This window comes from Streptomyces sp. NBC_01077, assembly GCF_045162855.1.
GTDB lineage: Bacteria > Actinomycetota > Actinomycetes > Streptomycetales > Streptomycetaceae > Streptomyces.
Genome location: NZ_CP108669.1, coordinates 8,937,603 through 8,962,551 on the forward strand (window position 1 = coordinate 8,937,603; position 24,949 = coordinate 8,962,551).

A 24,949-nucleotide genomic window follows, 5' to 3' on the forward strand; every position below is an offset into this window, starting at 1 on the left:
CGTGGACAGCGGTCCTACGTCTCCGACTCTCGCCGAGCCGCGAAGCTCCGACCAGGGAAGAAGGGGCGCTCACGAGGGCAGCGCGGGTTGCCCTCGCGGACACCCGGGACCCGGCACCGGGGTCCGGGCGGCGACCCTCGAACCCGGGGGCTCACCCTCTCCGGGCCAGGCCGGGCAAGGCCGCGCATCGACCGTCGCCCGGGAGCGGCGGCACCCCACCGCGCCCGAACGGCTGCCGGGGCACGTGGCGCTGCCCCCGAGCAGGGACTTTCGGGCAGCCGGACACCCCACCCCGGCCCTTAACGTTCGCCCATGACCATGTGGACCTCTCTGGACCCGGCCGAGGTGACCGTCGAGCCCGGAGCCCGGGCCGGCGCCCGACTGCGAGTGCGGAACACCGGCGACACCGTCGAGGAATACCGCCTCTCCCTCGTCGGCAAACCCTCGGGCTGGTCCCGGATCGAGCCGGACGTGCTCCGCCTCTACCCGGGCAGCGAGGGGACCGCCGAGATCTCCTTCGCCCCGCCCCGCTCCTCGGACGTGGAGGCCGGGCCCGTCGCGTACGGCATTCGTGTCGACCCCCGGGAGAACTCCGGCGCCCGCGACGTCGTGGAGGGCCGGCTGACCCTCACGCCCTTCACCGAGACGCGCGCCGAGCTCCTGCCGCCGACCCTTGTCGGCCGCTTCCGCGGGCGTGCCCGTATCGCCGTGGACAACCTCGGCAACACCCCGCTGACCGCGTCCCTCGTCCCGCGCGACGAGGCGAACCGGCTCACCTTCGACATACGGCCGAACGCCGTGCAGATCGCCCCCGGCCGCGCCGCATTCGGTGAACTCGTGGTGCGGCCGCAGGCCGTGCGATGGACCGGAGCCGAGGAGTCGCACCGGTTCACCGTGGCCGTACGACGGGCCGGCGACGACACCGCCCTCGACCTCGACGCCACCTTCGACCAGCGCCCCGTCTTCGGGAACTGGCTCGTCGTGGTGGGCGGGCTCCTGCTGACCGCCGTGATCGCCTTCATCGTGCTCTGGTTCAACTTCTCCCCGACGATCGTCAGCGCGGCGAAGGAGATCCGGGCCACCAACGCGCCCAGGCCCGCGCCCCAGGGCACCGGGGACGCGCTTCCCGACGCGCCGCCACCGCCCGGTTCGACCGGAGGGCCCACGCCCGGCGGGAAGCCGCCCGGCACCCTTCCGCCCCTCACGGACGACGGACCGCCGCCCGGCGGGGACGACGGCACCGGCGACGACCCGGGCGGCGGCGGACCGACGGAGGGCGGCGGTGCCCCCGGCGGCGGCGGTGGCGGACCGACCCAGGGTGGCAAGCCGGGTACAGGTGGCGGGAACCAGGGGAACCAGGGGAACCAGCCGCCCCCGCCTCCGCCCCCGCCCGCCCAGCAGATCACCCTGCCGCCGTGGCGCTTCGGCTACCCGAAGGACCTCGTCGTCGAATTCGCCCAGGAGCGCCTCGCGACCCTGGGGAACAACCCGTGCACGCTCAAGCCGGGCTGGAACCCGGGCGTGATCGACACGCGGACCCGCGCCTCCATCGCGTGCTACCAACAGGCCGTCGTCGATGACGGAAACGCGAACGGCAAGAACTCCGCCGAGATCTTCAAGACGGACACGAAAGGCGAGCTCGGCCGGGCGACCCTCACCTCCCTGTGGGCCCAGCGCATCACGCAGGACTCGGTGAAGAGCGGCTCGACCACCATGCAGACCACCCAGCTGATGGCGGCCTTCTGGTGGGCCTACAACCGCGAATCCGACGCTGCGGACCTCGAGAAGGCGCGCGCGCGGGCCCAGGTCGGCATCGACTACCTGCGCTCGGGCAAGCAGACGCCCACCCGGTACAGCAGCAGCGTCGCCGAGCACATACGCCAGTACCAGGCGGCCGTAGGCCTGCCCGCGACCGGCACGGCCGACTGGAACACGATCCGCAAGATGGTCGGCGGCAGCGTCATGTGAGCCGAGGCCCGAAGGGCTCGACAGCACAGCAGAGGGGGGCCACCCGCACCGGGTGGCCCCCCTCTCGTTCGTCGCTCCCGCCCTCCGCTCCGTCACGGAGCCCAGGGCGCCCCCGCGTCCAGGACCAACCGCCCCGCCTTCGTGTACTCGCGGCGCGCCCCGGCCCGCACGTCCTCGCCGGTCACCGCCGAGCCACGGGCCGCCGCCAGGTATCCGGCCGTCACCGCGGCCGACCGGATCGCGCCGCCCGCCAGCTCGAACTCCTTGGCGCAGCGCGTGATCTCCTCGTCCACGCCCGCCGCCTTCGGGGTGCCCGCCAGGCAGGAGTGCCAGAGTGAGACCCGCTGCTCGGGGTCCGGGAACGGAAAGTCCACGACCAGGTCGAGCCGGCGCGTGAACGCGTCGTCGATATTGGCCCGGAGATTGGTCGTGAGCACGGCGATCCCGTCGAAGGCCTCAAGACGCTGAAGCAGGTACGCGCTCTCCAGATTGGCGTACCGGTCGTGCGAGCTCTTCACCTCGGACCGCTTGCCGAACACCGCGTCGGCCTCGTCGAAGAGCAGCACACAGTCCGTGCGGTCCACCTCGACGAAGATCCGCTCAAGGTTCTTCTCGGTCTCGCCGACGTACTTGTCGACCACCGAGGAGAGGTCCACCACGTAGAGATCCAGGCCCAGTTCGCCGGCCACCACCTCGGCGCCGAGCGTCTTGCCGGTGCCCGACTCCCCGGCGAACAGCGCGACGACACCGCGCCCCCGCCCGCCTCCGGTACGCATCCGCCACTCACCGAGCACCCGGTCCCGGTGACGGGCCCGGCCGGTCAGCTCGTGCAGCAGACCCAATGGCTCCTCGGGAAGCACGAGATCGGCGAAGCCGACCTCGGGCCGGACCCGCCGCGCATGGCTGTCGAGCAGCGGGGCGGACACCAGCCGGGCGCTGCGCTGGACCTGCGCCAGCGTCAGCGCGGTGCCCTCGAACGCGGCGAGAGCCCGTGCCGCACGGGCCGCCCGGCGGACCTGATCACCGCTGAGGCGGTACGCCGCCGTGGCCTCGGCCAGGTCGAAGTCACGTTCCAACGAGTTGAGTTCGTGCTCCCACAGGTCGGCGGGGACCACCGCGTCGCCCGGCGCGTCGAGGGTCAGCAGCTCCGCGTCCGGCGCCCATCCGGGGTCGGGCGCGTCGGTGCCGGAGAGGACCACCGTCGTACCGGACGAGGCGAGCGCGCGCACCAGCGGACCGGGTCGCGGCGGCAGCGGCTCGACGACCACGGCGGCGCGGCGCAGCCGGGCCTCGCGCAGCAACGCCCGTGCCACCACCACGTCGACGGACTCCGGGCGGTACCGCAGCACCGGCCGCCCGGCGCCGAGCAGCGCCGCCACCACGGCATCGGTGGCGGCCCCGGAGACACGCTCCCGCAGATGTACGGTGACGGGCCCGGCGGCGGCGACCCGGGCGCCGAGCGGAGTGGCGACCACGTCCGATGCCGCACCGTCGGAGGCTGACGGCGTCAGCAACTCCACCGCCACACCCACCAGTTCGGCGTCCATCCGGCTGTCGTCGCCCAGCAGGTGGGCGACCACCCGCTCCGGTACGCGCAGCGCACGGCCCGGCAGCGGCCGGTCCTCGTCCTCGATGGCGAGCAAGCCCCCGGAGCGCAGCGGCGCGGCCGGATGGAAGCGGTCACGGGCGGCCGGGTCGAAGGGACCTGTACCCGCGAGGTCGAGGGCGAGCGCGATGGTGGCGCGGCGCCGTCCGACGTCGTCGTTGAGGTACCCGTACAGCGCCTCGAAGCCCCGGTCCACATCGGGAGCGAGCGCCGCGAGCAGGATGTGCGTGTCGAGCGGTGACAGCCCGAAGGCCCGAGCGAGCGCGCCGAGCCGATCGTCGCGGCCGAGGTCCGGCAGCGGGAGGCCGACGTCGGGCGCCTCGTGGCCGCCCGGCGCGGCAGCGATCCGACGGGCGGACTCCTTGGTGAGATAGAGCCCGCGCAGCGGGTCGTCGGCCGTGGGGTCACCGGCACTCCGGGCGTCGACGAGGGCGGCGACCCGCGCGCGCAGGGCGACGAGGGAGTCAAGGACGCCGTGAGGATCGTTCATGACCCGCCGCCGTCCCGCGAGCCGGAGACGGTGCTGCCGCTCTCCTCGGTCTCCGAGGCCTCCCGGGCCTCCTTGGTCTGCAGGGTCACCTTGGCCCCCGGGCGCCTTATCATCCGCGGCCGGGATGCCGCAGGCACCCCGGAGACGCCCCGTACGACGATCTCCCCCTCGGTGACCGGCGGCGCCACCTCGTACACCGGGGTGACCGGGAACGGAGTGGTGATCACGACGTCGAGCGAGGGTTTGAGTTCACCGCCGAGCGCCGACCAGATGTCGGCGAGCGAGCGCGACTCGGCGGGCGGGACGGCGACGGAGAGCGGAAGGGCGGTGGCGATCGAGCGCACCGACTCCGGCACCGCCTCGCCGGACAGGACCTCGTGGGGGAGGAGCAGTGCCATCGCCCCCGACAGCAGCCGGTGCTCGTCCTCGGGCCGGGACGTCCAGGCGGTCACCAGGTACGAGAGCCGGAACCAGCGAGGCGGCTGCCGCCGGCGCGTCACGATTCCCTGGGCGTCCCACTCGGCGTATGCGCCGCGCTCCCGCCGGGCCACGTCCTCCCGGATGTCGTACAGATAGGCGTTCAGGGTCGGGGCGTTGCGGCGGGCCGCCCAGTCACGGGTCGGCGCGTCGAAGGCCACCTCGCCGGTGACGGCCGGCGTGAGCAGCCGGCGCAGTGCCTCGTCGATCTCATGGATCATCAGATGTAGCCCTCGCGGAGCGCGTACGCGACGGCATGCGCCCGATTGGTGAGCTGCAGACGCGTCATCAGCGCGTGCAGGATGTTCTTGACGGTGCGTTCGGAGTAGGCGAGCTTCTCGCTGATCTGCCGGGTGTCGAGCCCGTCGGCAAGCAGCCGCAGAACATCCACCTCGCGCGGTGCCATACCGAACAGCGGCGCCGCCCCACCGGTGGCCGCGCCCGCCGTCGTCGCCCGCTGCAACCGCCCCACCTGGTTCAGCAGCCGACTGACGAGATCCGGCGGGAGCTCGCCCTCGCCGCGCGCCGCGCTGTGCACGGCGCTCAACAGCCGCTGCTCGGTGGCCTGATGACGCCAGATGATGGCCCGTACCCCGTACTCGACGACGGCCAGCAGGTCGGGCTCGCGCAGCTCGCGCGCGACGAGCACGACACGCTGGTCCCTCCCTCGCAACAGGCGCCGTAGTTCGGCCGTGGTGGGATCGTCGATCCGTTCCGCGAGCATCACCGCCACCGCCGGGGAGTCCCGGCACGGGTCGTCCTGGTCAGGAACGACGTCGACGGTCGGCTGATGCCTTAAATGGCTGATGAGCCCGGCCCGACTGAGTGGATCGGATGCGTGGACGGTCACCGTCACCCGCTTGGTGAGCACTTCCGCTACCTGCTCTTTCTCACTCGCCTCGACCGTACGGGCGCGGCCGGAGGCCCGGCCGCGGCCGTCGAGGCGGCCGTTCCGTCGTCTCCGGCCGATGGTCGGCACATATGGTGAGGTCCCCGTGGTCTGCTGATCGCTGGTCTGCTGCATAGGTGACCGTGGCCGGCGTGCCGGCCACGGTGGTCCCTCCCAGCTTCCCGCGTGCCGCTCACGTCCCACTGCCGTCGCGCTAACGCTTCACTGCCGTTCTTCGGACCCCGTGTGTTCCGCTCCTGAACAGCGAACCTTCATGTGGTTCACCTCACTTGCGGCACGTGGGTGCAGGGCCGCCGCTCAGATTCCGGTCAGCACGGAGTGGCCCAGCGGCGTGAGGCTGTGGAGTACCGACGTGCCCGTCCGTACGGTCGTGATCAGACCCGCTCCCCGCAGGACTCCCGCGTGCTGGCTGGCCGCGGCGAGTGAGAGCGCGGCGCGCTCGGCGAGCGCCGTCGTGGTGGCGGGGGAACGCAGCAGCGCGAGCACCTGCGCCCGTGTGCGGCCGAGCAACGCCGCCAGCGCCTCCGGCCGCTCACCGGACCCGTCGGCCGGGCCTGCGCCGGCCCCGTCGTCGTACAGGGGATAGACGAGCACGGTCGCCTCCTCGGGGCGGTACATCACCATCGGGCCGGTCGCGAACCACGAGGGAACGAGGAGCAGTCCGCGTCCGCACAGCGGGATGTCGTACGACGAGGCGGAGGGCAGATGGAGCGTCGGCGGCTGCCAGTTCCAGGTCGTGCCCAGCGTGGTGAGGAGGGCGTCGACACCCCCGCGCAGCAGCATCTCGGCCCGGAGCGCCCGATCGGTCAGGGCGTCGCCGCGGATCCGTGGCCAGAGCGGCTCGACCGCGATGCGGAAGTAGCGGCGTGCGTCGTCGACCAGGGCGGTGGTGGCGGCCGGGACGCCCTGGGCCAGGTCGTGGGCCCACCGGCCGGGGCGGTCGAGGCCGCCGTTCCAGCCGGAGGCCTCCGGGATCCCGAGATCGAGCGCCAGCCGCTCGGGGGGCGTCGAGGCGGCCGACTCCAGCGCCTCGGCGAAGTCGTGCGCCGAGGGTTGCAGCAGGAAGTCCGGGACGAATCCGTCCCCCGTGACCAACTCGGCGAGGACACCGGCCCTGGCGTTCGCGCCTCCCGGCAGGGACTGCTGCCACTGCCGGGCGGCGGCGCGCACCCGCGCCCCGTGCGGGCGCGAGCGGGTACGCGAACCCGGGCGCAGGCTCAGACGGAGGCTCAGAACGGTCTCCGAGAGCGCGTCGGCGGCCGGAGCGAGCGTGATCCGACGCAGATCGGCGGCCGTGAAGTGAAGGCGGATCATGTCGACCGATTATCGGCCCGACGGCGGCTTTGGCCCAGCGGTGCAGCCGGACCCTTTCGCTCAGACGTGAAAGGCGATGCGTCGCGGACGACCACGGAGCACGCTCACCGTGTCCACCTCGCCGCACCTCTCCTCACCGGCTCCCCTCGCCGACCCCCTCCTCACCCAGCCCCAGCCGAAGCCCTTCCGGAGGTCACACCGATGCGCCGCGCCCCCACCCGTACCGCCTGCCTCGCCGCCGCGGTCCTGCTCACCGCCCTCGCCGGGGCGCCCGGCCCCGCCGTCGCCCGGGATCTGCCCGACACCTATGTCGTCTCCCGGGCACCCGGCGTACTCCCCGAGGGGATCGCCGTCACCCCGGACGGCACCCTGTACGTGTCCTCGGACGGCACGGGCGCCCTGTACCGCGGACACATCGGCCGCCCGGAGCTGAGGCCCTTCCCCGCACGCGGTCTGGAGGGCCGTACCAGCACCCTGGGCGTCCACACCGACCGGCGCGGCCGTGTCCTCTCGGTGGGCGGAGCGACCCTGACCGTGCACGACCGGCACGGGCGGCTGCTCGCCACCCGCACGGCCGTCGGCGGACCGCTCGGCGCCCCCGACCTCAACGACCTGACCGTGACGAAGGACGCGGTGTACGTGACCGACTGGGCCAACCCCGTGGTGTACCGGGCAACAGTACGAGGCGGAATCGTCGGCCCCCTCGAACCCTGGCTCGACATCCGCGACGCCTTCCCCCAATTCCCGGCGCAGTACTGGCTGTTGAACGGCATCGTCGCGAACGAGTCGGGGAGCACCCTCCTGGTCGCCTCCAACGGCACCGAGGCGGTCTGGCGGATCGACACCGCGGACCGGGAGGTCACCCGACTCGACCTCGGCGAACAGTCCTTCGGACCCGACGGGATGGTGCTTCGCGGCCGGACGCTCTACGCCGTGCTCAACTACGGTGCCCCGCACGGCGTCTACATCGCCCGGCTCGACGAGGAGCTGCGTACGGGCACGGTGACCCACCGCCTCACGGGTGAATCCACCGGCGGTGTCTCCTTCGACGTGCCGACCACCCTCGCCCGGCACGGCTGCCGCCTCTACGTGGTGAACAGCCAGCTGGACGAGCCGCCGGGCCGGCCGCCGTACACCGTGAGCGCACTCGACGACCCGACGTGCGACACGCCCTGACCAGGTCCGGCACCCCCTGACCCGGTCCGACGCACCCGGACCCCGGGCCGCCGGTCGTGGCAGGCCCGGGGTCCGGATCCTCACCGGTCAGGGCGTGGCCGGCACCGTGTCCTGGAAGGTCGTGCCCGCCGTGCGGTACGCCCCCACCTTCGCGGCCACCTGGGCCGGCGTCAGGACCTGGTCCTTGACGTGCAGGACGTAGTCGACCTTCTGGTCGTAGGCGCGCGGTGTCGTCGAGGTCTGGCCCGCGAGGTCGATCAGCCACTGGTTGAAGTTGATCGACATCGGGCGCTCGGGCAGGTAGCGAGCGTCGTGCCGGCCGAACTCCTGGCCGTCGACGTAGTAGACGATCGCGTTGTCGTCGACGGTCAGCACGAGGTCGTGCCAGCCCGCGTAGCTCGCCCGGGACTCGGAGTGCTGGTTGACGGCCTCCCAGGGGTCGGGCCGGTAGGTCTCCCACGACGTGGTGTAGAGGATGTTGGCGGGCTCGCCCCAGCCGCCGTTGGGCAGGTACTCGAAGTCGTACTCGGCGTAGTCGTCGGCCATCGGTGCCTTGAGGTCGTTGATGGTGAAGAAGGTCTGGACGACACGGTCGCCGTCCGGGCCCGACACCGGCGCGTCGGAGAAGCGCACGCGTGCCGCGTACGTGCCGTTCTTGAACTTCGAGGCCCGCGTGAGGATCTCGGTGTGCCGGGTGGACTCACCGGTCCCGGCGGTCGAACTCCGCAGGTTCATGATCGAGTTCGTTCCCTCCTTGGCGAAGGTGACGTTCTCGGGGGCCCAGGTGGCGCCGGACACTCCGGGGCCGCCCGCGTTGGAGCGGATGCTCCAGCCGTGGGCGTCGATCGCGGGGTCCGTGTGGCCGGTGTAGTCGAAGTCGTCGAAGAGCGCGGCCCCGGTGGGCGGCGGAGTCGTCGGGTCGGTCGGCGTCGGGGTCGGTTCGTTGCCCGCGGGGGCGGTGCCCCAGACCGGTACGCCGCCCACGGTCGCCGTGACCTTGGACCAGTTGGCGTACGTCGTCTGTGAGGGGCCGAAGGAGTAGTCGTCGCTCTGGTCGAGCGGCTGCCAGTTGGAGCGGTTGAAGCGCAGCTGCATGTCGCCGGTGTCCGCGCCGGGCGCGAGGGAACCGGCGCCGGCGGTGAAGCCGACCTCCAGGTAGCGGTCGGCGGTCGCGGTGGGGTGGGCGAGGGTGCCGAAGGTTCCGGTGAGGTTCGCGCACCCCTTCACGGCCCAGGAGCAGGCGTAGGTGTACGAGGCTCCCGCGTCGGCCTTGAAGTAGTAGCGCACCTTGACCTGGCTCAGCGGGACGCTCGACGAGCCGGTGTTGACCACCTTGAGCCAGGGCTCGACCTGGTCGCCGCCCGTCGAGCTCTGCCGGTACTGGACGGTGACCGCCTCACCGGCGGCGGCTGCCGGAAGGGCGGTGAGGGCGGTGGCGCCGAGCCCGGTCACCGCGGCGACGGCGAGCGCGGCACGGATCCGCAGGCTCCTGCTCCTTGTGGGGTCGTTCATGGTGATTCCTCTCCTTGGGCGGCGTGCGACTGGCGTACGGACGGGGTCAGGTGGCGGGGGTGAGGAGGGGCGTGGGCGTGGGGGACAGGCGGCGCGGCACCCCGAGGGCGTCGAGCCGCGTCCTGTGGTGGCGGAGGCGTTCCTGGAAGCCGGGCCAGTCGTGGCGGCCGGTCCAGACGACCTCGGCGAGCGCGCAGAGCCGTGGGAACGTGAGGTACTCGGCGTGCGCGGTGGTGGGCACGTACTCGGTCCACAACTGGACCTGGGAGCCGAGGACCTGGGCGGCCTCCTCGGGGCTCCAGTCCGCCGGGGCGGGGTCGTTGCCGTGGACGGTGCGCAGATCGACGATCTCGCCGGCCTGGCCGGGCGGCTCGGCGGGGCTGGTGGACTGGGGGTAGTCGAGGTAGGTGGTGCGGTGGGGCGCCATGACGACGCGGTGCCCGCGGCGGACGGCGGTGCGACCGTGGTCGGCATCGCGCCAGGGCATGACGGTGAAGTACGGCGGGAGGTCGGCGCCGTTCTCGGTCCAGCTCAGCGGCCGGCGCCCGGCGGCGAGGAGGTGGCGTCCGATCCGCTCCATGAACCAGCCGTGCAGGGCCGAGGGCCCCGGCAGCCCCTCCTCGGTGGCCCTGCGACGTGCGGCGGGGGAGTCGTGCCACTCGGTCGTGGGGCACTCCTCGCCGCCGATGTGGACGTACGGGGAAGGGAAGACGTCCATCACCTCGTCCAGGACGGTGCGGCAGAAGTCGATCGCCCCGTCGTGGACGCCGAGGATCGTGTCGCACACGCCCCACCGGTCCCAGACGTCATAGGTACGGCCCGGATGGTTGCCGAACTCGGGGTAGGCGGCGAGGGCGGCCCGGACATGGCCCGGCATCTCGATCTCGGGTACGACCGTGACGCCGCGCTCCGCCGCGTACGCCACCAGGCCGGTGAGCTCCGTACGGGTGTAGGCGCCGCCGTGCGGCAGCCCGCCCACCTCGGTGAGCCGGGGGAGCGCGGCGACCGGCATGCGCCAGCCCTGGTCGTCGGTGAGGTGGAGATGGAGGACGTTGAGCTTGTGGAGGGCGAGGAGGTCGACGTACCGCCGGAGGTAGGACACGGGGCGGAAGCGGCGGGCGACGTCGAGCATGGAGCCGCGCCAGGGGAAGCGGGGCGTGTCGGTGATCTGCGCGCAGGGGACGGACCACGCGACGCCGGCCACGGGTTCGGCGCGGAGGGCCTCGACGGGCAGCAGTTGGCGGAGGGTCTGGACTCCGGCGAGGAGACCCTGAGGGCGGGCGGCCCGCAGCAGCACCCCTTCGGTGCCGACGGTGAGGCCGTACCCCTCGTCACCGAGACCGGTCAGGGCGCGGTCGAGGGCCAGGACGACGGAGCCGTCCGCACGTGCGGGCAGTGGCAGGCCGGTGGCAGGACCGAGCAGCATGCGCAGCAGCCCGGCCGCGCCTTCGGCTCCGGGCGAGACCTTGAGCGCGGTCGAGTCGTCGAAGGTGAACCTGCCGGGCAGGAGCTGGAGATGGGTGGGTTCGGGAACGAGTCGGGGCTGGGGCATCGCGGTGCGTTTATCCCTTCACGGCTCCGCCGGTCATTCCGGCGGCGACCCGGCCCTGCAGGACCAGGAAGAGGACGAGGACGGGCAGGGCGAAGAGGGTGGAGGCGGCCATGGTGGCGCCCCAGTCGGTGCCGAAGACGTTGGAGAAGGACGACAGCCACACGGGCAGGGTCCGGTCGTCCTGGTTCTTGATGATGAGCATGTTGGCGAAGGCGAACTCGTTCCAGGCGGTGATGAACCCGAAGAGCGAGGTCGCGAGCAGCCCGGGGGCGAGCAGCGGGAGGGTCACCCGGCGGAAGGCCGCGGTGCGGGTGCACCCGTCGACCTGCGCGGCCTCTTCCAGCTCGGCCGGGACCGCCGCCAGGAAGGAGCGGAGGGTGACGATGGTGAAGGGCAGGGTGACCATGAAGTAGATCAGGCTGAGCGTCGCGAGCCGGTCGAGCAGGTCGGCGTCCCGGGCGATCACGTACATCGGGATCAACAGCGCTTCCCAGGGCGCCACTTGCGCGAGGAAGACCATGAGGATGAAGCCCCTCCGGCCGCGCCAGTTCATCCGGGCGACCGCGAACGCCGCGGCGAGCGCCACCACGAGGGCGAGCACGACGCAACCGGCGGTCACGAGCAGGCTGTTGCGCCAGAAGATCCAGAAGCCGTCGGCGGCCACGGCGTTCCGGAAGTGCTCCAGGGTGACGGAGACGGGCAGGAACTGCGGGGTCTCGGACTGGATGTCGCGGGTCGGCCGGAACGCCGTGAGGACCATCCAGTACACGGGGAAGACGGCCAGGACGAAGACGAGCGCCGCCGCGGTGTTCAGGGGGAGTCGGCGCAGGACGCGCGGTGTCACCGGTCGGCCTCCTGTCGGAGCATGTGGCGGAAGTAGGCGATCAGCACGGCCACGAGCAGCAGGACGGTGAGCGTGGAGACGGCCGCCCCGAGGTCGTAGCGGTGCAGGGACTGGGCGACCCGGTAGGCGTACACGGGCAGGGTGGTCGTCGCCTCGCCCGGCCCGCCCTTGGTCACGGCCCAGATCTGGGCGAAGCAGCGGAAGACCCAGATGACCTCCAGGCAGAGGACGAGACCGAAGATCGGGCGCAGCAGGGGCAGCGTGACCGAGCGGAAGATCCGCCACCCTCCCGCGCCGTCGAGCCGCGCCGACTCGTACAGCTCGGCGGGGACGGTCAGCAGCGCCGAGTGCAGCGTGATCGCGGCGAAGGGGACCGACTGCCAGACCACGAGCAGGACCAGGACGGTGAACGCGGCGGGACCGTCCGCCAGCCAGGAGTAGCCCTCGAAGGACTCGAACCCGAGCCGCACGAGCACCCAGTCGACCACCCCCAGGCGGGAGGCGAAGAGCCACTGGAAGACGGTGGTGGTGGCGATGACCGGGCTGGCCCACGCGAGGACGAGCCCGCTCGTCACCAGGATCCGTATCCTCCGCCCGAGCCGTTGCATCATCAGGGCGACCAGCGTGCCGATCACCATGATCAGGACGACGTTGATCAGGGTCCACCAGAAGGTGCGCCGGACGACCTCCCAGAACTCGGGGTCGGCCAGGACGGTCCGGTAGTTGCGGAACCCCACGAAGCCGGCGTCGCCGCGGATCAGTTCACCCATGCCGTACTGCTGGAAGGAGATCAGCAGGTTGCGGACGAAGGGGTAGCCGAGGAGGAGCAGGCCGCCGAGGACGGTGGGGGCGACCAGGAGGTAGGGCCAGAAGGCCGCTCGCCCCGACGGGCCACCGCCGCCGGCCGGGCGTCCGAGCCGGTTCGGCTGGTTCACGAGCTCGTTCGGCTGGTTCACGAGCTCACCCGGCTGGTTCACGAGCTCGTCCGGCTGTCTCACGAGCTCGTTCGGCTGGTTCACGAGCCGAGGGTCTTGGTGATGCTCTGCGAGGCGGTCGCGGCCGCCTGCGCGGGATCGGTGCCGGTGAGCACGGCGGTCATGTACTGCTTGACGGGGTTGGTGGCCTCGACGGCCGCCCACTGCGGGGAGTTCGGCGTCGCCCGGCCCTGGGCCGCGCCGGCGGCCATGGCGGCCGTACCCTCGTCGTCCTGGATCACGCGCGCGAGCGAGGTGCGGTTGGGGACGTAACTCATCGTCCTGGCCATGTCCGTCTGCCACTTCTCGCCCGCCAAGGCCTTGACCACCTCGTACGCGGCCTCGGGGTGCGTCGACGCCTCCGGCACGATGAGGTCGGAGCCACCGGTGAAGACCGCGCCGGGCTTCCCCGCGGTCTTGCCGGGGACGGGGAAGAAGCCGAGCTTGCCCTTGAGTGCGGGGTTGATCTCCTCGACGATCTTCGCGCCACCCGGTACGGCGATGATCTGGGCGACCTCGCCCTTGGCGAACACGTCGGCCTGCGGCGGCTTGGCCTCGTCGGAGTCCTTGGGGCCCTTGCCGAGCGCCTGGAGCCGGCGGTAGAAGTCCATGCCGGCGAGTGCCTGCGGGGTGTCGAGCGCCCCCTTCCACGCCGCGCCGTCCTTGACCGCGAGGTCGCCGCCCTCCTCCCAGACGAAGCCGGACAGGGTGTACCAGTTCTGGCCGGGCAGGTAGATCCCCTGGGTCCTGCCCCTGTTGAGCTTCGCGGTGACGGTGAGCCACTCGGCCTGCGTCTTCGGGGGAGTGGTCACGCCCGCGCGGGCGAAGAGGTCCTTGTGGTAGATCACCACGCGGTTGGCCGCGTACCAGGGGATGCCGTACTGCTTGCCGTCGACCTTCCCTGGCTCGGCGAGCCCCGGAAGCCAGTCCGCGCCGTGCAGCTCGGCCGTCCTGTCGCTGAGGTCGCGGACGCCGCCGCTCGCCGCGTACTGCGCGACCTGGGTGTTGCCGACCTCGATGACGTCCGGGGCGTCCTTGCTGGCGAGGGCGGCCGTGACCTTCTCGCCGATGCCGTCCCACTCCTGGATCTGGACGTCGAGGTCGATGTCCTTGTGCTCCGCCTCGAAGCCGGTGCGGAAGCGGTCGAGGAAGGCGTCGGTGACGCTGTCCTTCATGATCCATACGGTGACCTTCTCCGGTCCGCCGGAGGCTGCCGGGTCGCCCGATCCGCCACAGGCCGTGGCGGTGAGGGCGATGGTCGCCGCGAGGGCGACGGGGCCGGCGAGGGGACGAGTCTTCACGGGCACCTCGATGAATGGTTGACCAATTGGTCAAGTGGTCAGGTGTGTGACCAGAAGGTGGCATGCTTGACTGGAGTCGTCAATCCCTTGAAAAACATGGGTTGTTCACCCAGCGACAGGTCAACCACTCCGGCTAGTATCGGACTTACCAGTTGACCAGTCAGGGAGAGTGGCATGAAGGACGGCTCCTCCAGCGGGGTGCTGAAGAGGGAGCGGGTACGGGAACATCTGCTGGGCCTGATCGAAGCGGGCGGCCCCGGCAACCCGATCCCGTCCGAGCGCACCCTCTGCGCCACCCTCGGCGTCTCCCGCCCCACCCTGCGCGCGGCCGTCGACGAACTCGTGGCCACGGGCGCACTGGTGAGGGAACACGGCCGCGGCATGTTCGTCGCCCCCGCCAAGATCACCCAGCGGCTCGCCCCGGACGACGCGGCCTTCACCGTGCCCCGCGCGTCGGGCAGCTGGTCCAGCACCGTCCTGGAGTCCGCCACGGTCCGGGCCGGCGCCCGTATCGGCCGCAGGCTCCGTCTCTCACCCGCCGCCGAGCTCCTCTACGTGGCCCGCCTCCGCCTGGTCGACGGCTCGCCCATGGCCATCGAGCACCTGCACATCCCGGCGGACCTGGTGGGCGCCGCGCTCACCCCCGAGGAGCTCGAAGCGGGCGACCTCTACGACCACCTGCGGGAGCACCACCGGGTCCACGTCCAGGAGGCCACCCAGTCGATCGAGCCGACCGTCGTCAGCGAGGACGAGGCCGCGCTCCTGGACGTCCCCGTCCTCTCGCCCGCGCTGCTGATCGAGCGCCTCACCCTCGACACCGCGGGCCGCCCCGTGGAGTACGTCCACTCGGTCTACCGGGGCGACCGCTACCGCATCGTCTCCCGCCTCGACTTCACCCGCGACGGCCTCGTGACCTCCTCCACGGAGGGCGATGCATACTGACCCCAGTCGACGGCGTAAGGGGGAGGGGACGGCATGGAGCTGAAGCGGGAGCGCGTACGAGAACATCTGCTGACCGTGATCGAGAGCCGCCGCCCCGGCGACGCCATCCCGTCCGAGCGCACCCTCTGTGCCACCCTCGGCGTCTCCCGCCCCACCCTGCGCGCGGCGGTCGACGAACTCGTCGCCACGGGCCTGCTGGTACGGGAGCACGGGCGCGGCATGTTCGTCGCACCCGACAAGATCACCCAGGAGCTGGTCGCCGAGCACCAGGCGGCCGGCGCGCCCCGGAGCCGGGGCAGCTGGACGAGTACGGTGCTCGAACTCCGCACCGTACGGGCCGGCGCCCGCATCGGCCGCAGACTCGCGCTCTCCCCGGCGGCGGAGCTCGTCCACGTGACCCGCCTCCGCCACGTCGACGGAGCCCCGATCGCCCTGGAGCACCTCCACGTCCCGGCCGACCTGGTCCCCGGGCTCACCGTCACCGACATGGAGGGCGGCTTCTACGCCCATCTGCGCGAGCGGTGCGGCATCCGGCCGGCCCACGCGGTCCAGTCGATCGAACCGACCGTACTGAGCGAGGAGGAGGCGGCCTTGCTCGACGTGCCGGTCCTGTCGCCCGCGCTGCTCTTCGACCGGATCACCTCCGACGCGAACGGCAGACCGGTCGAGTACGTCCGTTCCCTCTACCGCGGCGACCGCTACCGCGTCGTCTCCCGACTCGCCCTCGGCGAGGGCGCGGCCGGTGACCCGGCGGAGGCTGCGGCACGAGGCGGGGCGTGGTGGGGGACGGTGGAGTGACGGCCGTTCATCCGGTGCGCCGGGTGAGCAGGACCCGTGAGGGCGCGGCGGGACTCCTCGGACCGGGTACCAGGGCAGGGGCGAGCTCTCGCCACCCGCGGGCGCATGCTCGCCTCCTGGTGCGCGGCGGACGCCACGTTCACGACGGCCCGCTGACGGAGCCCCTACGACGGCCCCGGAGCCACACCGGTCCGCACCAGCCACAGATGATGCGTGCCGCCGGGCGCCGCGTGCGCCTCGACCCACTCCGGATCCAACCGCTGGTTGAGCCCGAGCTCCAGAGCCCGCTGCTCCAGCCCGAGCAGCGAAACCCTGTCGAGGACCTTCACCTCACGGGGCACCGGCTGATCAGAGTGCATCCGGCACCACCGGGGGCAGCGGTTCACGGGCCGCGTGCCAGGCAGGAGGCAGGGCGGCGACCCCCGTACGAGCGGCGACCACCCCGCCCGCGATGGCGCAGGTGGTGTCGATGTCACCGCGCCCGGCGACCGTGAACCACAGCCCCTCCTGCAGGTCGTCGAGGTGCCCCGCCGCACACCACAGGGCGTAGGGGATGGTGTCGGGGCCGGACATGCGGTATCCGGAGCCGAGGACCTCCGCGGCGTGCCGGACCGAGGTGTGCTCCGGCATCCGGGCCGCGACACGCACTCCCGACCGGACGTCGCTGTCGGGGAGCCGTTCGGCGACCGCCCGCAGGAAGTCCGCCCGTGCAGGAGCGGTTCCACCCCGGCTGCGCGTCGCCAGCGCCGCCGCGAGGGCGACCGCCACCGCCCCGGCGACCGCTTCGGGATGATGGTGCGAGACCGCGCTCTGGCGGGCGGCATGCTCGGCGACCGCGTCGAGGTCGGCGGCGTGCCAGGCGCCGAGCGGTGCGACACGCATGGCAGCGCCGTTGCCCCAGGAGCCCTGGCCGCCGAACTGCCCGGCGACCACGTCCCGCCAGGGCTCGCCCGCGCCGATCCGGCGGAGCACGTCATGCATCGAGGCCCCGTACCCGCGGTGCGTGTCGTCGGCGTAGGCCGCCGCGAAGCGCAGGGCGAGGCGGTCCTGGTCGACGGTGCCGCCGCCGTCGGCGAGTTCCCGCACGAGCACGAGCGCCTGGGCGGTGTCGTCGCTCCACTGCCACAGCGGCTCGGGCGGCAGCGTCCGCGCCTCCAGGGCAGCCGGCCCGTCCCTGCGCAGGATGCCGAACCAACGGTCCCCGAAGGCGTCACCGAAGGCGAGCCCGGACAGCGAGTCCAGCGCGGCGGCGGGCATGTCGATCATCGGAGAAGTATCGCAGCGCGACACCGCTCCCGGCACCGCGTTTTCGGAGCGGAGAGCATGAAGCGGGTGCGCACGCCCACCCGACCGGGCCGTCGCACGCCCACCCGACCGGGCCGTCGCCCGCCGGCCCTCCCTCGCGTAGGAGCTCGGCGCGGGGCGTCGCCGGTCCCGCCGTCGCGAACGGCGGCGGAACCGACTCCACCCTCCCCGTCGCAGGCCCCGGCGCCCTTACGCCGCTGCCAACGCCAGCGTCGGTGCCAGCCGCGACGCCCGGACCGCCGGGTACAGTCCCGCCACCGTGCCGATCGCGAGTGTCGCGGCGAAGCCGCCGCCCACCGCCCAGAGGGGTACGACCCACGGGAGCCCCCCGGTGGACGCGTACACGGCCGTCGCCGCCCCGCCCAGGGCGACACCCGCCACGCCACCGAGGCCCGACAGCATCAGGGACTCCGTCACGAACTGGATCCTGATCTGGCCCCTCGTCGCGCCCAGGGACCGGCGGAGGCCGATCTCGTGGCGGCGTTCGAGAACCGAGATGATCATGGTGTTCGCGACGCCGACCCCGCCCACCAGAAGCGCGATCCCGCCGAGCCCCAGGAGCAGTGTGGAGAACGCCCCCTCCGTCGCCGCCTTGGCCTTGAGCGCCGAGGACGGATCGCCGACCGACACGTTCTGCGGGTTCTGTGGATCGATCGTCGGGGCGAGGAGCTGCTGCACGTCCTCCACGGACGCGTCCGTGGACCGCTCGTACACCGTCGTCGGATGCCCGTCGAAGCGCAGCACCCGCCCCGCACCCTCCCAGCCGACCAGCGCCGACCTTTCGATCTCGGGCGCGAGCGGCAGCGGGTCCAGGACGCCGAGCACCGTGAAGTACCGGTCGTCGATCCAGACCTGCTGTCCAGGCCGGGTGATGCCGAGCCGTTCGGCCGCGACATGGCCGAGGACCACGGACGGGTAGCGGCCGTTGGCGGCGTTCAGCCACGTACCGGACGCCATCCGGCCGCGCAGGACGTCGAGGAGTCCCTCCGTCGTCGCCTTCACCGCGATCCCGCCGGTCTCGGCCTCCGGAATCTTCTCGGAGCGGCGCACCGAGCTCTTGAGGTCGCCCGTCCCGGCGGCCTCCTCGACCCCCGCGATCCGGCCGACCATGCCCACCGCGTCCTTGGGCAGCTTGACCTCCTGCCCGCTGAACATCCCTTCGCCAGGCTTCGCGACCAGCATGTTCGTGCCGAGCGCGTCGAGCTGCCGCAGCAGCTGTGCCTGGCTGGAGGCCGAGATGCCCACGACCGCGATCATCGTGGCGATCCCGATGGCGATCCCCAGCGCGGACAGCACCACGCGCACGGGCCGGCTCCGCAGCCCCGCCGAACCGACATGCAGCACGTCACGCGGGCCGAGCCGGGCGGCGGAGAGTCTGGTGCGTGACATCAGGCCGGCACCTTTCCGTCACCGGATGCGCCGGACCGGTCCAGGACCGTGTCCTCCACCACCCGCCCGTCCCGGATCCGTACCTGCCGAGGCAGCCGCCCGGCGATCTCCGTGTCGTGCGTGATGACCGTGATCGTCGCGCCCTCCGCGTTGAGTTCGCGCAGCAGCGTCATCACCGCCTCCCCGGACGCCGAGTCCAGCGCCCCCGTAGGTTCGTCGGCGAGGAGCAGGGCCGGTTCTCCGACCACGGCCCGCGCGATGGCGACGCGCTGCTTCTGCCCGCCCGACAGTTCGTGCGGCCGGTGGCGCATCCGGTCGGCGAGACCCACCCGGGCCAGCGCGTCGGCGGCCATCTTCCGCCGCCGGGCCCGGGGCAGCCCGGAGTACAGCAGCCCCTCGGCGACGTTCTCCAACGCGCCCACTCCCGGGACGAGGTGGAACGCCTGGAAGACGAAGCCGATACGGCGGGCGCGCAGCGCCGACAGTCTGCGGTCCGTCAGGGCCGCGATGTCGTGTCCGGCGATCTCGACCGTTCCGGCGCTGGGCCGGTCCAGGGTGCCGACGATGTGCAGCAGCGTCGACTTGCCGGAGCCGGACGGCCCGACGATCCCGAGCAACTCCCCTTCCCTGATGGTGAGATCGACACCGTCGAGGGCGCGGACGCCACCCGCGTACTCCTTGGTGACCCCGCGGAGCCGTACGACCGTGGTCGGGGGCAGGGCCGGGGCCGTGGTCATCGTCGTGGTCATGGTCACGCGGACGGCACCCCGACCTTCATGCCCTCGCGCAGCCCGTCACCACTGACCTCGACCCGGCCCTGCCCGAACATGCCGAGCTCGACCTCCAGGTCCCGGGCCGTTCCGCTCTCCACTACCTGGACGCCGAAGCCGCCGCCGGGCAGCGCGAGCAGCGCGTTGACCGGCACGGTGAGGACGTCCCGGCGCGTCTCGCCGGTGAGGTCGACGGTGACCGGGGACTGGTCGATGCCCTTGACCTTCTCCGGCTGGTCGAAGGAGACCGTGACGGGGATCTTCGGGGTCCTGTCCTGCGGGTCGTCGCCCGCCGACGCGGTCTTCCCGACGGCCGACACCTTCCCCGGAAGTTCCGTACCGTCCGGCAGCCGGACCTTCACCCGGGTCCCGGTCTTCGCCGAATCGGCCTCCGACACCGGGATCTCGAAGCGTACGACACGCTCGGAGCCGGTCACGGTGAGCACCGGTCCGCCCGGCGCGACCCGGTCGCCGGGTGCGGAACCCGCCTCCTTGACCCGTACCGCACTGCCCGCGAAGGCGATCAGGGCCGGGCCGACGGTGCCGGTCTGCTTCAGGTCGTGGGACTTCTGCCAGCGCTTGACGGCGGCGGCCGTCTTCGCCGTGTACTCCTCGTCGACGTCGAATCCGACGTAACCGAGGGCGGAGAGGTTCTCCTCCAGCTGACGGACGTCCTTGCCCTTGTCGCCGGTCTTCAGCGTCCGGTACATCGGCTCGACGCCGTACATCAGTCGGACCGGGCGGCCCTCGACCTCGTACAGCCGCTCGTCCCGCTCGACGACCGAGCCGCCGGCCGCGATCCAGGTCAAGACCCCGGCCGGGCCCGCGTTGATCTTCCGCTCGCCGAGGTGGCCGAGGGTGCCGTCCTGCTGGGAGCTGTTGCTGAGGTCGCCCCGGGTGACGGGTGCGGTCGCGGCCGGCAGCCCCTTCGAGCCGGCGGAGCTTCCGGAGCCGTCCTGCGCCTTGTCGGGCGCGGACACGGCGGTGACGGCCGCTCCGCCGCCCGCGACGGCGACGATGGCCGCGAGGGCGAGGACCAGCCGGCGCCGGGCCATCGGCCGTTCGCTGCCGCTCATCGGGCCACGCTCTCGCACGCCTTGGCGGCCTTGTCGAACTTCTGCTTCTCCGCGCCCTGAGGTATCGGCATGGCCGCCTGCGCGCCGCTGCCGAACTTCGGGTCGGGCATGTTGAAGCCGTTCTCACGCATGCACTTCGCGTATGCGAGCGCCTTGTCCTTGTCGGCCTGCGTCGGCTCCTTGCCGAACCCGGCGCCGCCTGCCTTGTCCTGGCAGGCCTTGAACGCCTTCTCCATCTTCTCCTTCGACATGCCGTCACCGCCGATGGTGAGCCCGACGCCCTGCTCGCCCGGCTTCGGCTCGGGCACGTCGAGACCCTGCTCGCGCAGACACTTGCGGTGCTCGAAGGCCTGGTCGGCCTTCTTGCCCTCCTCGCTCACGCTTTTCGAGGCGCCGGTGTCCGATCCGGAACAGGCGGTGGCGAGGAGGGCGAGGGCGGCGGCCAGGGAAGTGGTGGCGGCGGCCCGGGTGATCCGTCGAATCGTCATGGCGTGGAGCGTGCCGCGAAGGGGTGTTTCGTTTCCCTCAGCGGTTTCGTTTACACCGGCGAAAGGTCCCTTTCGGATACACAGGGGGCATGCGCGTACTGGTGGTGGAGGACGAGGCGTTTCTCGCCGAGATGATCGCCGAGGGGCTGCGCCGCGACGCGCTCGCCGTGGACATCGCGGTCGACGGCCTCGAAGCCCTGCGGAAACTGCAACTGGGGGAGTACGACGTACTCGTCCTGGACCGTGACCTGCCCGGGATGCACGGCGACGACGTCTGCCGCCGCGTGGTCGAGCAGCGGCTCATGACCCGGGTGCTGATGCTGACGGCGGCCGGCACGGTACGGGACCGGGTCGAGGGCCTCGGCCTCGGCGCCGACGACTACCTGGCCAAGCCCTTCGCGTACGACGAGCTGCTCGCCCGGGTCCTGGCCCTGGGCCGGCGTGCCCGGCCCGCACTGCCTCCCGTACTGGAACGGGCCGGGATCGTCCTGGACACCGCCCGCCGCCAGGCGAGCCGGGACGGGCGCCATCTGCAGCTGTCACGGAAGGAGTTCGCCGTCCTGGAGGCGCTGCTGCGGGCCGAGGGCGCGGTGGTCAGCGGCGATGACCTGATCGAGCAGGTCTGGGAGGAGCACACCAGCTACCGCACGAACGCGGTGCGGGTCACGCTGAGCAAGCTGCGGGCGAAGCTGGGCGAGCCGCCGGTGGTGGAGACGATCCCGGGCTCGGGCTATCGGATCGGGTCGTGAGGCCGGTCATGAGGGCGGTCGTGAAGCGGGTCACGAAGCCGGTCATGACGCCGGCCATGAAACGGGTGACCACAGGGGAGCGGGCCCGGCTGACAGCCCTGTACGGCGGGCTCCTGCTGTTCGCGGGCGCCCTGCTGACGGGCGTCGTGTACTTCCTGGTGAAGGAGGGCCTGTACTCGTCCATCAGCCTGGCTGTCACCGGGACCGTACCGGCACGGCGACTCGAGGAGCTGCCGAGCGCGTATCCGACGGATCTCTCCAGCGCCGCGCCGGCCAGTGCGGTACCCGCGAGCCCGGCCCCGAGCGGCGCCACCCAGCTCCCCAGCGAAGTGCTGGCGATCACGCGGTCGGTGAGCGGTGCGGCGGAGTCGGCGGCGCTGGAGCGCCTTCTGACGGTGTCACTGATCGTGCTGCTCGTGTACGCGGTGCTCTCCGTCGTGCTCGCGTGGTGGATGGCGGGCCGGGTGCTGCGGCCGGTGGCCGTGATCACGGAGACCGCGCGCCGGCTGTCGGGCGAGAACCTGCACGAGAGGATCGCGCTCGACGGGCCGCCGGGCGAGCTGAAGCGGCTCGCGGACACCTTCGACGGGATGCTCGGTCGGATGGAAGGACTGGTCTCCGCCCAGCAGCGGTTCGCCGCCAACGCGGCGCACGAGCTGCGCACGCCGGTCGCCGTGCAGCGCGCGGCTGCCGAGATCGGGCTCGCGGGGGAGCCGTCGCCGGAACGGGTCGCCCGCATCCGGGCGAAGCTGATCGAGGTCGCCGACGACAGCGAACGGATCATCGAGGGGCTCCTGCTGCTCGCCGCCTCCGACCAGGGGCTGCGGGAGCGGGGCCGGGTGGCGGTCGACGAGGTGGCCCGCCAGGCGGTGGACGCCCTGGCGGCGGAGGCGGCGGAACGGGGGGTGGCGGTGTCGGTACGGGCCCGGCCGCTGACCGTCGACGGCGACGGGGTGCTGCTCGACCGGCTGGTCCACAACCTGGTGGTGAACGGCCTACGTCACAACGTCCCGGGCGGCCGCGTGGACGTCCGTACGGGCCCGGAGGGCATCGAGGTGTCGAACACCGGTCCCGACGTGCCGCCCGGCACGGTCCCGTTGCTGTTCGAGCCGTTCCGCCGACTGACGGAGCGCACCCACACGCCCGGCGAGGGGGCGGGGCTGGGTCTTTCGATCGTCGAGTCGATCGCCAGGGCCCACGACGCCACGACGGAGGCGTTCGCGAACCCGGAGGGCGGCGGCCTGACGGTACGGGTGCGGTTCGGCGCGCGCGGCTGAGAGAGGGGCCCGGGCGGGGGCCGCAGGCGACGATCTGTCCCGCTGGACCACGGCACCTGGGACTGCCCGGCGCCGTCGCCCAGCACGTCGAGGTAGTGCGGGTTGCGCATGATGCCGAGGATGTTGCCGAAGGGGTCGAGCACCGCTCCGGCGCGGAAGTCGCCGTAGTCGTGCAGCGGTTCGTGTTCCTTCGCGCCGAGGCTCAGCAGCCGCGCCGTCTCGGCGTCGACGTCGTCCACGTGCCACTAGGCGACGACTCCGGCCGGGGCGGAAGGGGTTCGGGAGATGCCGAGCTCCGTGCTGTGGTCACCGAGCCGGAACTCGATGTAGTCGGGGCGCTCGAAGTAGGGATCCAGGCCCAGGACTTCGGTGTACCAGGACCGGGCGGCGGCCAGGTCGGCGACGTGAAGGCGGATGGTCGCGAGCCCACGGAATGTCGTCGTCACGGGCGCAGCCTCCCCCGCATCTGGGCCAGTTGCTGTCCTAGGTCATGCCCGATCCGCGAGAGATCCTGCCTCCTCCATGATCAACATATAGTTCACTCGGGGGCTTGTGGCAAGCCCCGGGTCATGGCGCAGAATCGCCGACCTGAGCCAGAACCTGCTGACCATGGAGCTGCGGAATGCGTGTGTTGCTGTCGACGTACGGAGGGCGCGGGAGCGTCGAGCCGATGGTGGGACTCGCCGTGCGGCTGCGGGAACTCGACGTCGAGGTGCTGATGTGCGCACCGCCGGACGAGGAGTTCGTGGAGCTGCTGGCGGATGCCGGGGTGGAGATGGTGCCGGCGGGCAGGCCGGTGCGCCCGGTCGTGACCACGGTGAAGCCGGGGTCGGCGGTGGGCCTGGCGCAGCGCGCTGCCGAGCTGATCGCCGAACAGTTCGGGCCGGTCGCCCTGGCGGCGAGGAAGTGCGACGCGCTGGTGGCGACCGGTCCGCTGCCGGTGACGGCGGCCGCGCGGTCGGTGGCGGAGAAGCTGGGCATTCGCTATGTGCATGCGAGCCACCAGCCCGTCAGCACGCCCTCACCGCACCAGCCGCCGCCCGCACGGCGGGGGAAGGCGCTGCCGCCGGGGGTGGCCGACAACAGCGAGCTGTGGGACATGGACGCCCGGAACGCGAACGAGATGTTCGGCGCGGAGATCAACGCCCAGCGCGCGGCGATCGGGCTTCCCCCGGTGGACAACGTCCGCGACTACGCCTTCACCGACGAACCGTGGCTGGCGACGGACCCGGTACTGAGCCCGTGGCCGGGGCGGAGGCGTCCGACGGAGTCGGGGGAGCCGACGGAGCCGATGGAGCCGGGTGAGTCGGCCGGGCCGGAAGGGCGGGCCGGACGGACGGCTCCGGCGTGGCCGGGCGTCGTGCAGACCGGTGCCTGGATCCGGCCGGACGACCGCCCGCTTTCCCCCGAGCTCGTGGAGTTCCTGGAGGCCGGAACCCTTCCGGTGTACGTGGGCTTCGGCAGCATGCCCTTGGGCGGCGGCGCCTCGAAGGTCGTGGCTCGGGCGGCGGTCGAGGCGATCCGCGCGCAGGGCCTCCGCGTGGTCCTCGCCCGTGGCTGGGCCGGTCTGGAGCCGATCGACGGCCGGGACGACTGCTTCGTCGTCGGCGAGGTCAACCAGCAGGCGCTGTTCGCCCGAGTGGCCGCCGTCGTGCACCACGGCAGCGCGGGCACCACGACGACGGCGGCCCGCGCCGGAGTGCCTCAGGTGGTGGTGCCCCAGGGCGGGGACCAGCCGTACTGGGCCGAGAGGGTCGCCGACCTGGGCATCGGCGTCGCGCACGACGGCCCTGCCCCGACCCCCGCGTCCCTGTCCGCCGGACTCGCGACGGTCCTCGCCCCCGAGATCCGCGCGAGGGCGCGGGCCGTGGCGGACACGGTCCGCACCGACGGAGCGACGGTGGCCGCGAAGCTGCTGCTGGACGAGGTGGGCCGGGGGAGGCGGGGGCCGTTGCCCGAGTGAGCCCAAGGGGACCGACCCCCTCCCCTGGTCACGGCGGGCCGGCTCGGCCACGGCCTACGGGGTGACTT

Annotated in this window: 23 protein-coding genes; 7 read left to right on the forward strand and 16 right to left on the reverse strand. The window is 72.4% G+C overall.

All coding sequences use genetic code 11. The features are described 5' to 3' along the window. The first annotated feature begins 312 nt into the window (after positions 1-312). Positions 313-1,968, forward strand: a complete 1,656-nt coding sequence (locus tag OG462_RS40005; RefSeq protein WP_406065696.1) for a hydrolase — start codon at positions 313-315, stop codon at positions 1,966-1,968. A 92-nt stretch (positions 1,969-2,060) separates the two neighbouring features. Here the strand turns inward: OG462_RS40005 and OG462_RS40010 are convergent, their stop codons facing one another. The 4 genes from OG462_RS40010 to OG462_RS40025 form a co-directional block, all read right to left on the reverse strand. Beyond that, entirely contained in the window at positions 2,061-4,064 is a 2,004-nt protein-coding gene (locus OG462_RS40010; RefSeq protein WP_406065697.1) for an ATP-binding protein, read from the reverse strand. Then, the gene (locus OG462_RS40015; RefSeq protein ID WP_406065698.1) at positions 4,061-4,762 is read right to left on the reverse strand and encodes a DUF4255 domain-containing protein; all 702 of its coding nucleotides are present in this window, start codon (positions 4,760-4,762) and stop codon (positions 4,061-4,063) included. The genes OG462_RS40010 and OG462_RS40015 overlap by 4 nt, the downstream gene beginning before the upstream one ends. After that, entirely contained in the window at positions 4,762-5,412 is a 651-nt protein-coding gene (locus OG462_RS40020) for a LuxR C-terminal-related transcriptional regulator (RefSeq protein WP_406066890.1), read from the reverse strand. Before OG462_RS40020 ends, OG462_RS40015 begins: the two co-directional genes overlap by 1 nt. 336 nt (positions 5,413-5,748) lie before the next feature. After that, on the reverse strand, positions 5,749-6,765 hold the full coding sequence (locus OG462_RS40025) for an ArsR family transcriptional regulator (protein WP_406065700.1): 1,017 nt from the start codon (positions 6,763-6,765) through the stop codon (positions 5,749-5,751). 201 nt (positions 6,766-6,966) lie between these two features. Here OG462_RS40025 and OG462_RS40030 point away from each other — a divergent pair, with 201 nt between their 5' ends. Continuing rightward, a complete protein-coding gene (locus tag OG462_RS40030; protein WP_406065701.1) occupies positions 6,967-7,941 on the forward strand; it encodes a hypothetical protein in 975 nt (324 codons plus the stop codon). Between the two features lie 87 nt (positions 7,942-8,028). Here the strand turns inward: OG462_RS40030 and OG462_RS40035 are convergent, their stop codons facing one another. The 5 genes from OG462_RS40035 to OG462_RS40055 form a co-directional block, all read right to left on the reverse strand. Continuing rightward, positions 8,029-9,453: a cellulose binding domain-containing protein gene (locus tag OG462_RS40035; RefSeq protein WP_406065703.1), complete on the reverse strand. Its 1,425-nt coding sequence runs from the start codon at positions 9,451-9,453 to the stop codon at positions 8,029-8,031. A 46-nt stretch (positions 9,454-9,499) separates the two neighbouring features. Then, on the reverse strand, positions 9,500-11,005 hold the full coding sequence (locus tag OG462_RS40040) for a beta-N-acetylhexosaminidase (protein WP_406065705.1): 1,506 nt from the start codon (positions 11,003-11,005) through the stop codon (positions 9,500-9,502). Positions 11,006-11,015: 10 nt separating this feature from the next. Then, the gene (locus tag OG462_RS40045; protein ID WP_406065707.1) at positions 11,016-11,849 is read right to left on the reverse strand and encodes a carbohydrate ABC transporter permease; all 834 of its coding nucleotides are present in this window, start codon (positions 11,847-11,849) and stop codon (positions 11,016-11,018) included. Beyond that, positions 11,846-12,706, reverse strand: a complete 861-nt coding sequence (locus OG462_RS40050) for a carbohydrate ABC transporter permease (RefSeq protein WP_406066891.1) — start codon at positions 12,704-12,706, stop codon at positions 11,846-11,848. Before OG462_RS40050 ends, OG462_RS40045 begins: the two co-directional genes overlap by 4 nt. 158 nt (positions 12,707-12,864) lie before the next feature. Continuing rightward, positions 12,865-14,124: an extracellular solute-binding protein gene (locus OG462_RS40055; protein ID WP_406065709.1), complete on the reverse strand. Its 1,260-nt coding sequence runs from the start codon at positions 14,122-14,124 to the stop codon at positions 12,865-12,867. Positions 14,125-14,298: 174 nt separating this feature from the next. Here OG462_RS40055 and OG462_RS40060 point away from each other — a divergent pair, with 174 nt between their 5' ends. Both OG462_RS40060 and OG462_RS40065 read left to right on the forward strand, forming a co-directional pair. Further along, a complete protein-coding gene (locus OG462_RS40060; RefSeq protein ID WP_406065711.1) occupies positions 14,299-15,066 on the forward strand; it encodes a GntR family transcriptional regulator in 768 nt (255 codons plus the stop codon). 33 nt (positions 15,067-15,099) lie between these two features. Continuing rightward, positions 15,100-15,864 (forward strand): GntR family transcriptional regulator, encoded by a 765-nt coding sequence (locus tag OG462_RS40065; RefSeq protein ID WP_406065713.1) that lies wholly within the window; start codon positions 15,100-15,102, stop codon positions 15,862-15,864. A gap of 164 nt (positions 15,865-16,028) precedes the next feature. On the opposite strand, the gene OG462_RS40070 is transcribed toward OG462_RS40065, so the two are convergent. From OG462_RS40070 to OG462_RS40095, 6 genes are all read right to left on the reverse strand, one after another. Further along, the gene (locus OG462_RS40070) at positions 16,029-16,205 is read right to left on the reverse strand and encodes a hypothetical protein (protein ID WP_406065715.1); all 177 of its coding nucleotides are present in this window, start codon (positions 16,203-16,205) and stop codon (positions 16,029-16,031) included. Positions 16,206-16,212: 7 nt separating this feature from the next. Continuing rightward, a complete protein-coding gene (locus OG462_RS40075) occupies positions 16,213-17,130 on the reverse strand; it encodes an ADP-ribosylglycohydrolase family protein (protein ID WP_406065716.1) in 918 nt (305 codons plus the stop codon). Between the two features lie 228 nt (positions 17,131-17,358). Next, entirely contained in the window at positions 17,359-18,558 is a 1,200-nt protein-coding gene (locus OG462_RS40080) for an ABC transporter permease (protein ID WP_406065718.1), read from the reverse strand. After that, positions 18,558-19,307: an ABC transporter ATP-binding protein gene (locus tag OG462_RS40085; RefSeq protein WP_406066892.1), complete on the reverse strand. Its 750-nt coding sequence runs from the start codon at positions 19,305-19,307 to the stop codon at positions 18,558-18,560. Before OG462_RS40085 ends, OG462_RS40080 begins: the two co-directional genes overlap by 1 nt. 2 nt (positions 19,308-19,309) lie before the next feature. Continuing rightward, positions 19,310-20,404 carry a peptidoglycan-binding protein gene (locus OG462_RS40090; protein WP_406065720.1) on the reverse strand — a complete coding sequence of 365 codons (1,095 nt, stop codon included), beginning with the start codon at positions 20,402-20,404 and terminating at the stop codon, positions 19,310-19,312. Continuing rightward, positions 20,401-20,892: a hypothetical protein gene (locus OG462_RS40095; protein WP_406065722.1), complete on the reverse strand. Its 492-nt coding sequence runs from the start codon at positions 20,890-20,892 to the stop codon at positions 20,401-20,403. Before OG462_RS40095 ends, OG462_RS40090 begins: the two co-directional genes overlap by 4 nt. Before the next feature lie 89 nt (positions 20,893-20,981). Here OG462_RS40095 and OG462_RS40100 point away from each other — a divergent pair, with 89 nt between their 5' ends. Together OG462_RS40100 and OG462_RS40105 are read left to right on the forward strand one after the other, a co-directional pair. After that, the gene (locus OG462_RS40100; RefSeq protein ID WP_406065724.1) at positions 20,982-21,641 is read left to right on the forward strand and encodes a response regulator transcription factor; all 660 of its coding nucleotides are present in this window, start codon (positions 20,982-20,984) and stop codon (positions 21,639-21,641) included. A gap of 56 nt (positions 21,642-21,697) precedes the next feature. Continuing rightward, the gene (locus OG462_RS40105; protein WP_406066893.1) at positions 21,698-22,918 is read left to right on the forward strand and encodes an ATP-binding protein; all 1,221 of its coding nucleotides are present in this window, start codon (positions 21,698-21,700) and stop codon (positions 22,916-22,918) included. Positions 22,919-23,163: 245 nt separating this feature from the next. Here the strand turns inward: OG462_RS40105 and OG462_RS40110 are convergent, their stop codons facing one another. After that, the gene (locus OG462_RS40110; RefSeq protein ID WP_406065726.1) at positions 23,164-23,364 is read right to left on the reverse strand and encodes a VOC family protein; all 201 of its coding nucleotides are present in this window, start codon (positions 23,362-23,364) and stop codon (positions 23,164-23,166) included. Positions 23,365-23,540: 176 nt separating this feature from the next. Between OG462_RS40110 and OG462_RS40115 the strand changes: the two genes are divergently transcribed. Next, positions 23,541-24,881 carry a glycosyltransferase gene (locus OG462_RS40115; RefSeq protein WP_406065728.1) on the forward strand — a complete coding sequence of 447 codons (1,341 nt, stop codon included), beginning with the start codon at positions 23,541-23,543 and terminating at the stop codon, positions 24,879-24,881. Positions 24,882-24,949: the final 68 nt, after the last annotated feature.

Bases quoted from the DNA above. Each gene is read 5' to 3' on its own strand.
- OG462_RS40005 (WP_406065696.1), top strand. From the start codon at position 313: ATGACCATGTGGACCTCTCTGGACCCGGCCGAGGTGACCGTCGAGCCC.
- OG462_RS40010 (WP_406065697.1), bottom strand. From the start codon at position 4,064: ATGAACGATCCTCACGGCGTCCTTGACTCCCTCGTCGCCCTGCGCGCG.
- OG462_RS40015 (WP_406065698.1), bottom strand. From the start codon at position 4,762: ATGATCCATGAGATCGACGAGGCACTGCGCCGGCTGCTCACGCCGGCC.
- OG462_RS40025 (WP_406065700.1), bottom strand. From the start codon at position 6,765: ATGATCCGCCTTCACTTCACGGCCGCCGATCTGCGTCGGATCACGCTC.
- OG462_RS40030 (WP_406065701.1), top strand. From the start codon at position 6,967: ATGCGCCGCGCCCCCACCCGTACCGCCTGCCTCGCCGCCGCGGTCCTG.
- OG462_RS40035 (WP_406065703.1), bottom strand. From the start codon at position 9,453: ATGAACGACCCCACAAGGAGCAGGAGCCTGCGGATCCGTGCCGCGCTC.
- OG462_RS40040 (WP_406065705.1), bottom strand. From the start codon at position 11,005: ATGCCCCAGCCCCGACTCGTTCCCGAACCCACCCATCTCCAGCTCCTG.
- OG462_RS40060 (WP_406065711.1), top strand. From the start codon at position 14,299: ATGAAGGACGGCTCCTCCAGCGGGGTGCTGAAGAGGGAGCGGGTACGG.
- OG462_RS40065 (WP_406065713.1), top strand. From the start codon at position 15,100: ATGGAGCTGAAGCGGGAGCGCGTACGAGAACATCTGCTGACCGTGATC.
- OG462_RS40075 (WP_406065716.1), bottom strand. From the start codon at position 17,130: ATGATCGACATGCCCGCCGCCGCGCTGGACTCGCTGTCCGGGCTCGCC.
- OG462_RS40080 (WP_406065718.1), bottom strand. From the start codon at position 18,558: ATGTCACGCACCAGACTCTCCGCCGCCCGGCTCGGCCCGCGTGACGTG.
- OG462_RS40085 (WP_406066892.1), bottom strand. From the start codon at position 19,307: ATGACCACGACGATGACCACGGCCCCGGCCCTGCCCCCGACCACGGTC.
- OG462_RS40090 (WP_406065720.1), bottom strand. From the start codon at position 20,404: ATGAGCGGCAGCGAACGGCCGATGGCCCGGCGCCGGCTGGTCCTCGCC.
- OG462_RS40095 (WP_406065722.1), bottom strand. From the start codon at position 20,892: ATGACGATTCGACGGATCACCCGGGCCGCCGCCACCACTTCCCTGGCC.
- OG462_RS40100 (WP_406065724.1), top strand. From the start codon at position 20,982: ATGCGCGTACTGGTGGTGGAGGACGAGGCGTTTCTCGCCGAGATGATC.
- OG462_RS40105 (WP_406066893.1), top strand. From the start codon at position 21,698: ATGAAACGGGTGACCACAGGGGAGCGGGCCCGGCTGACAGCCCTGTAC.
- OG462_RS40115 (WP_406065728.1), top strand. From the start codon at position 23,541: ATGCGTGTGTTGCTGTCGACGTACGGAGGGCGCGGGAGCGTCGAGCCG.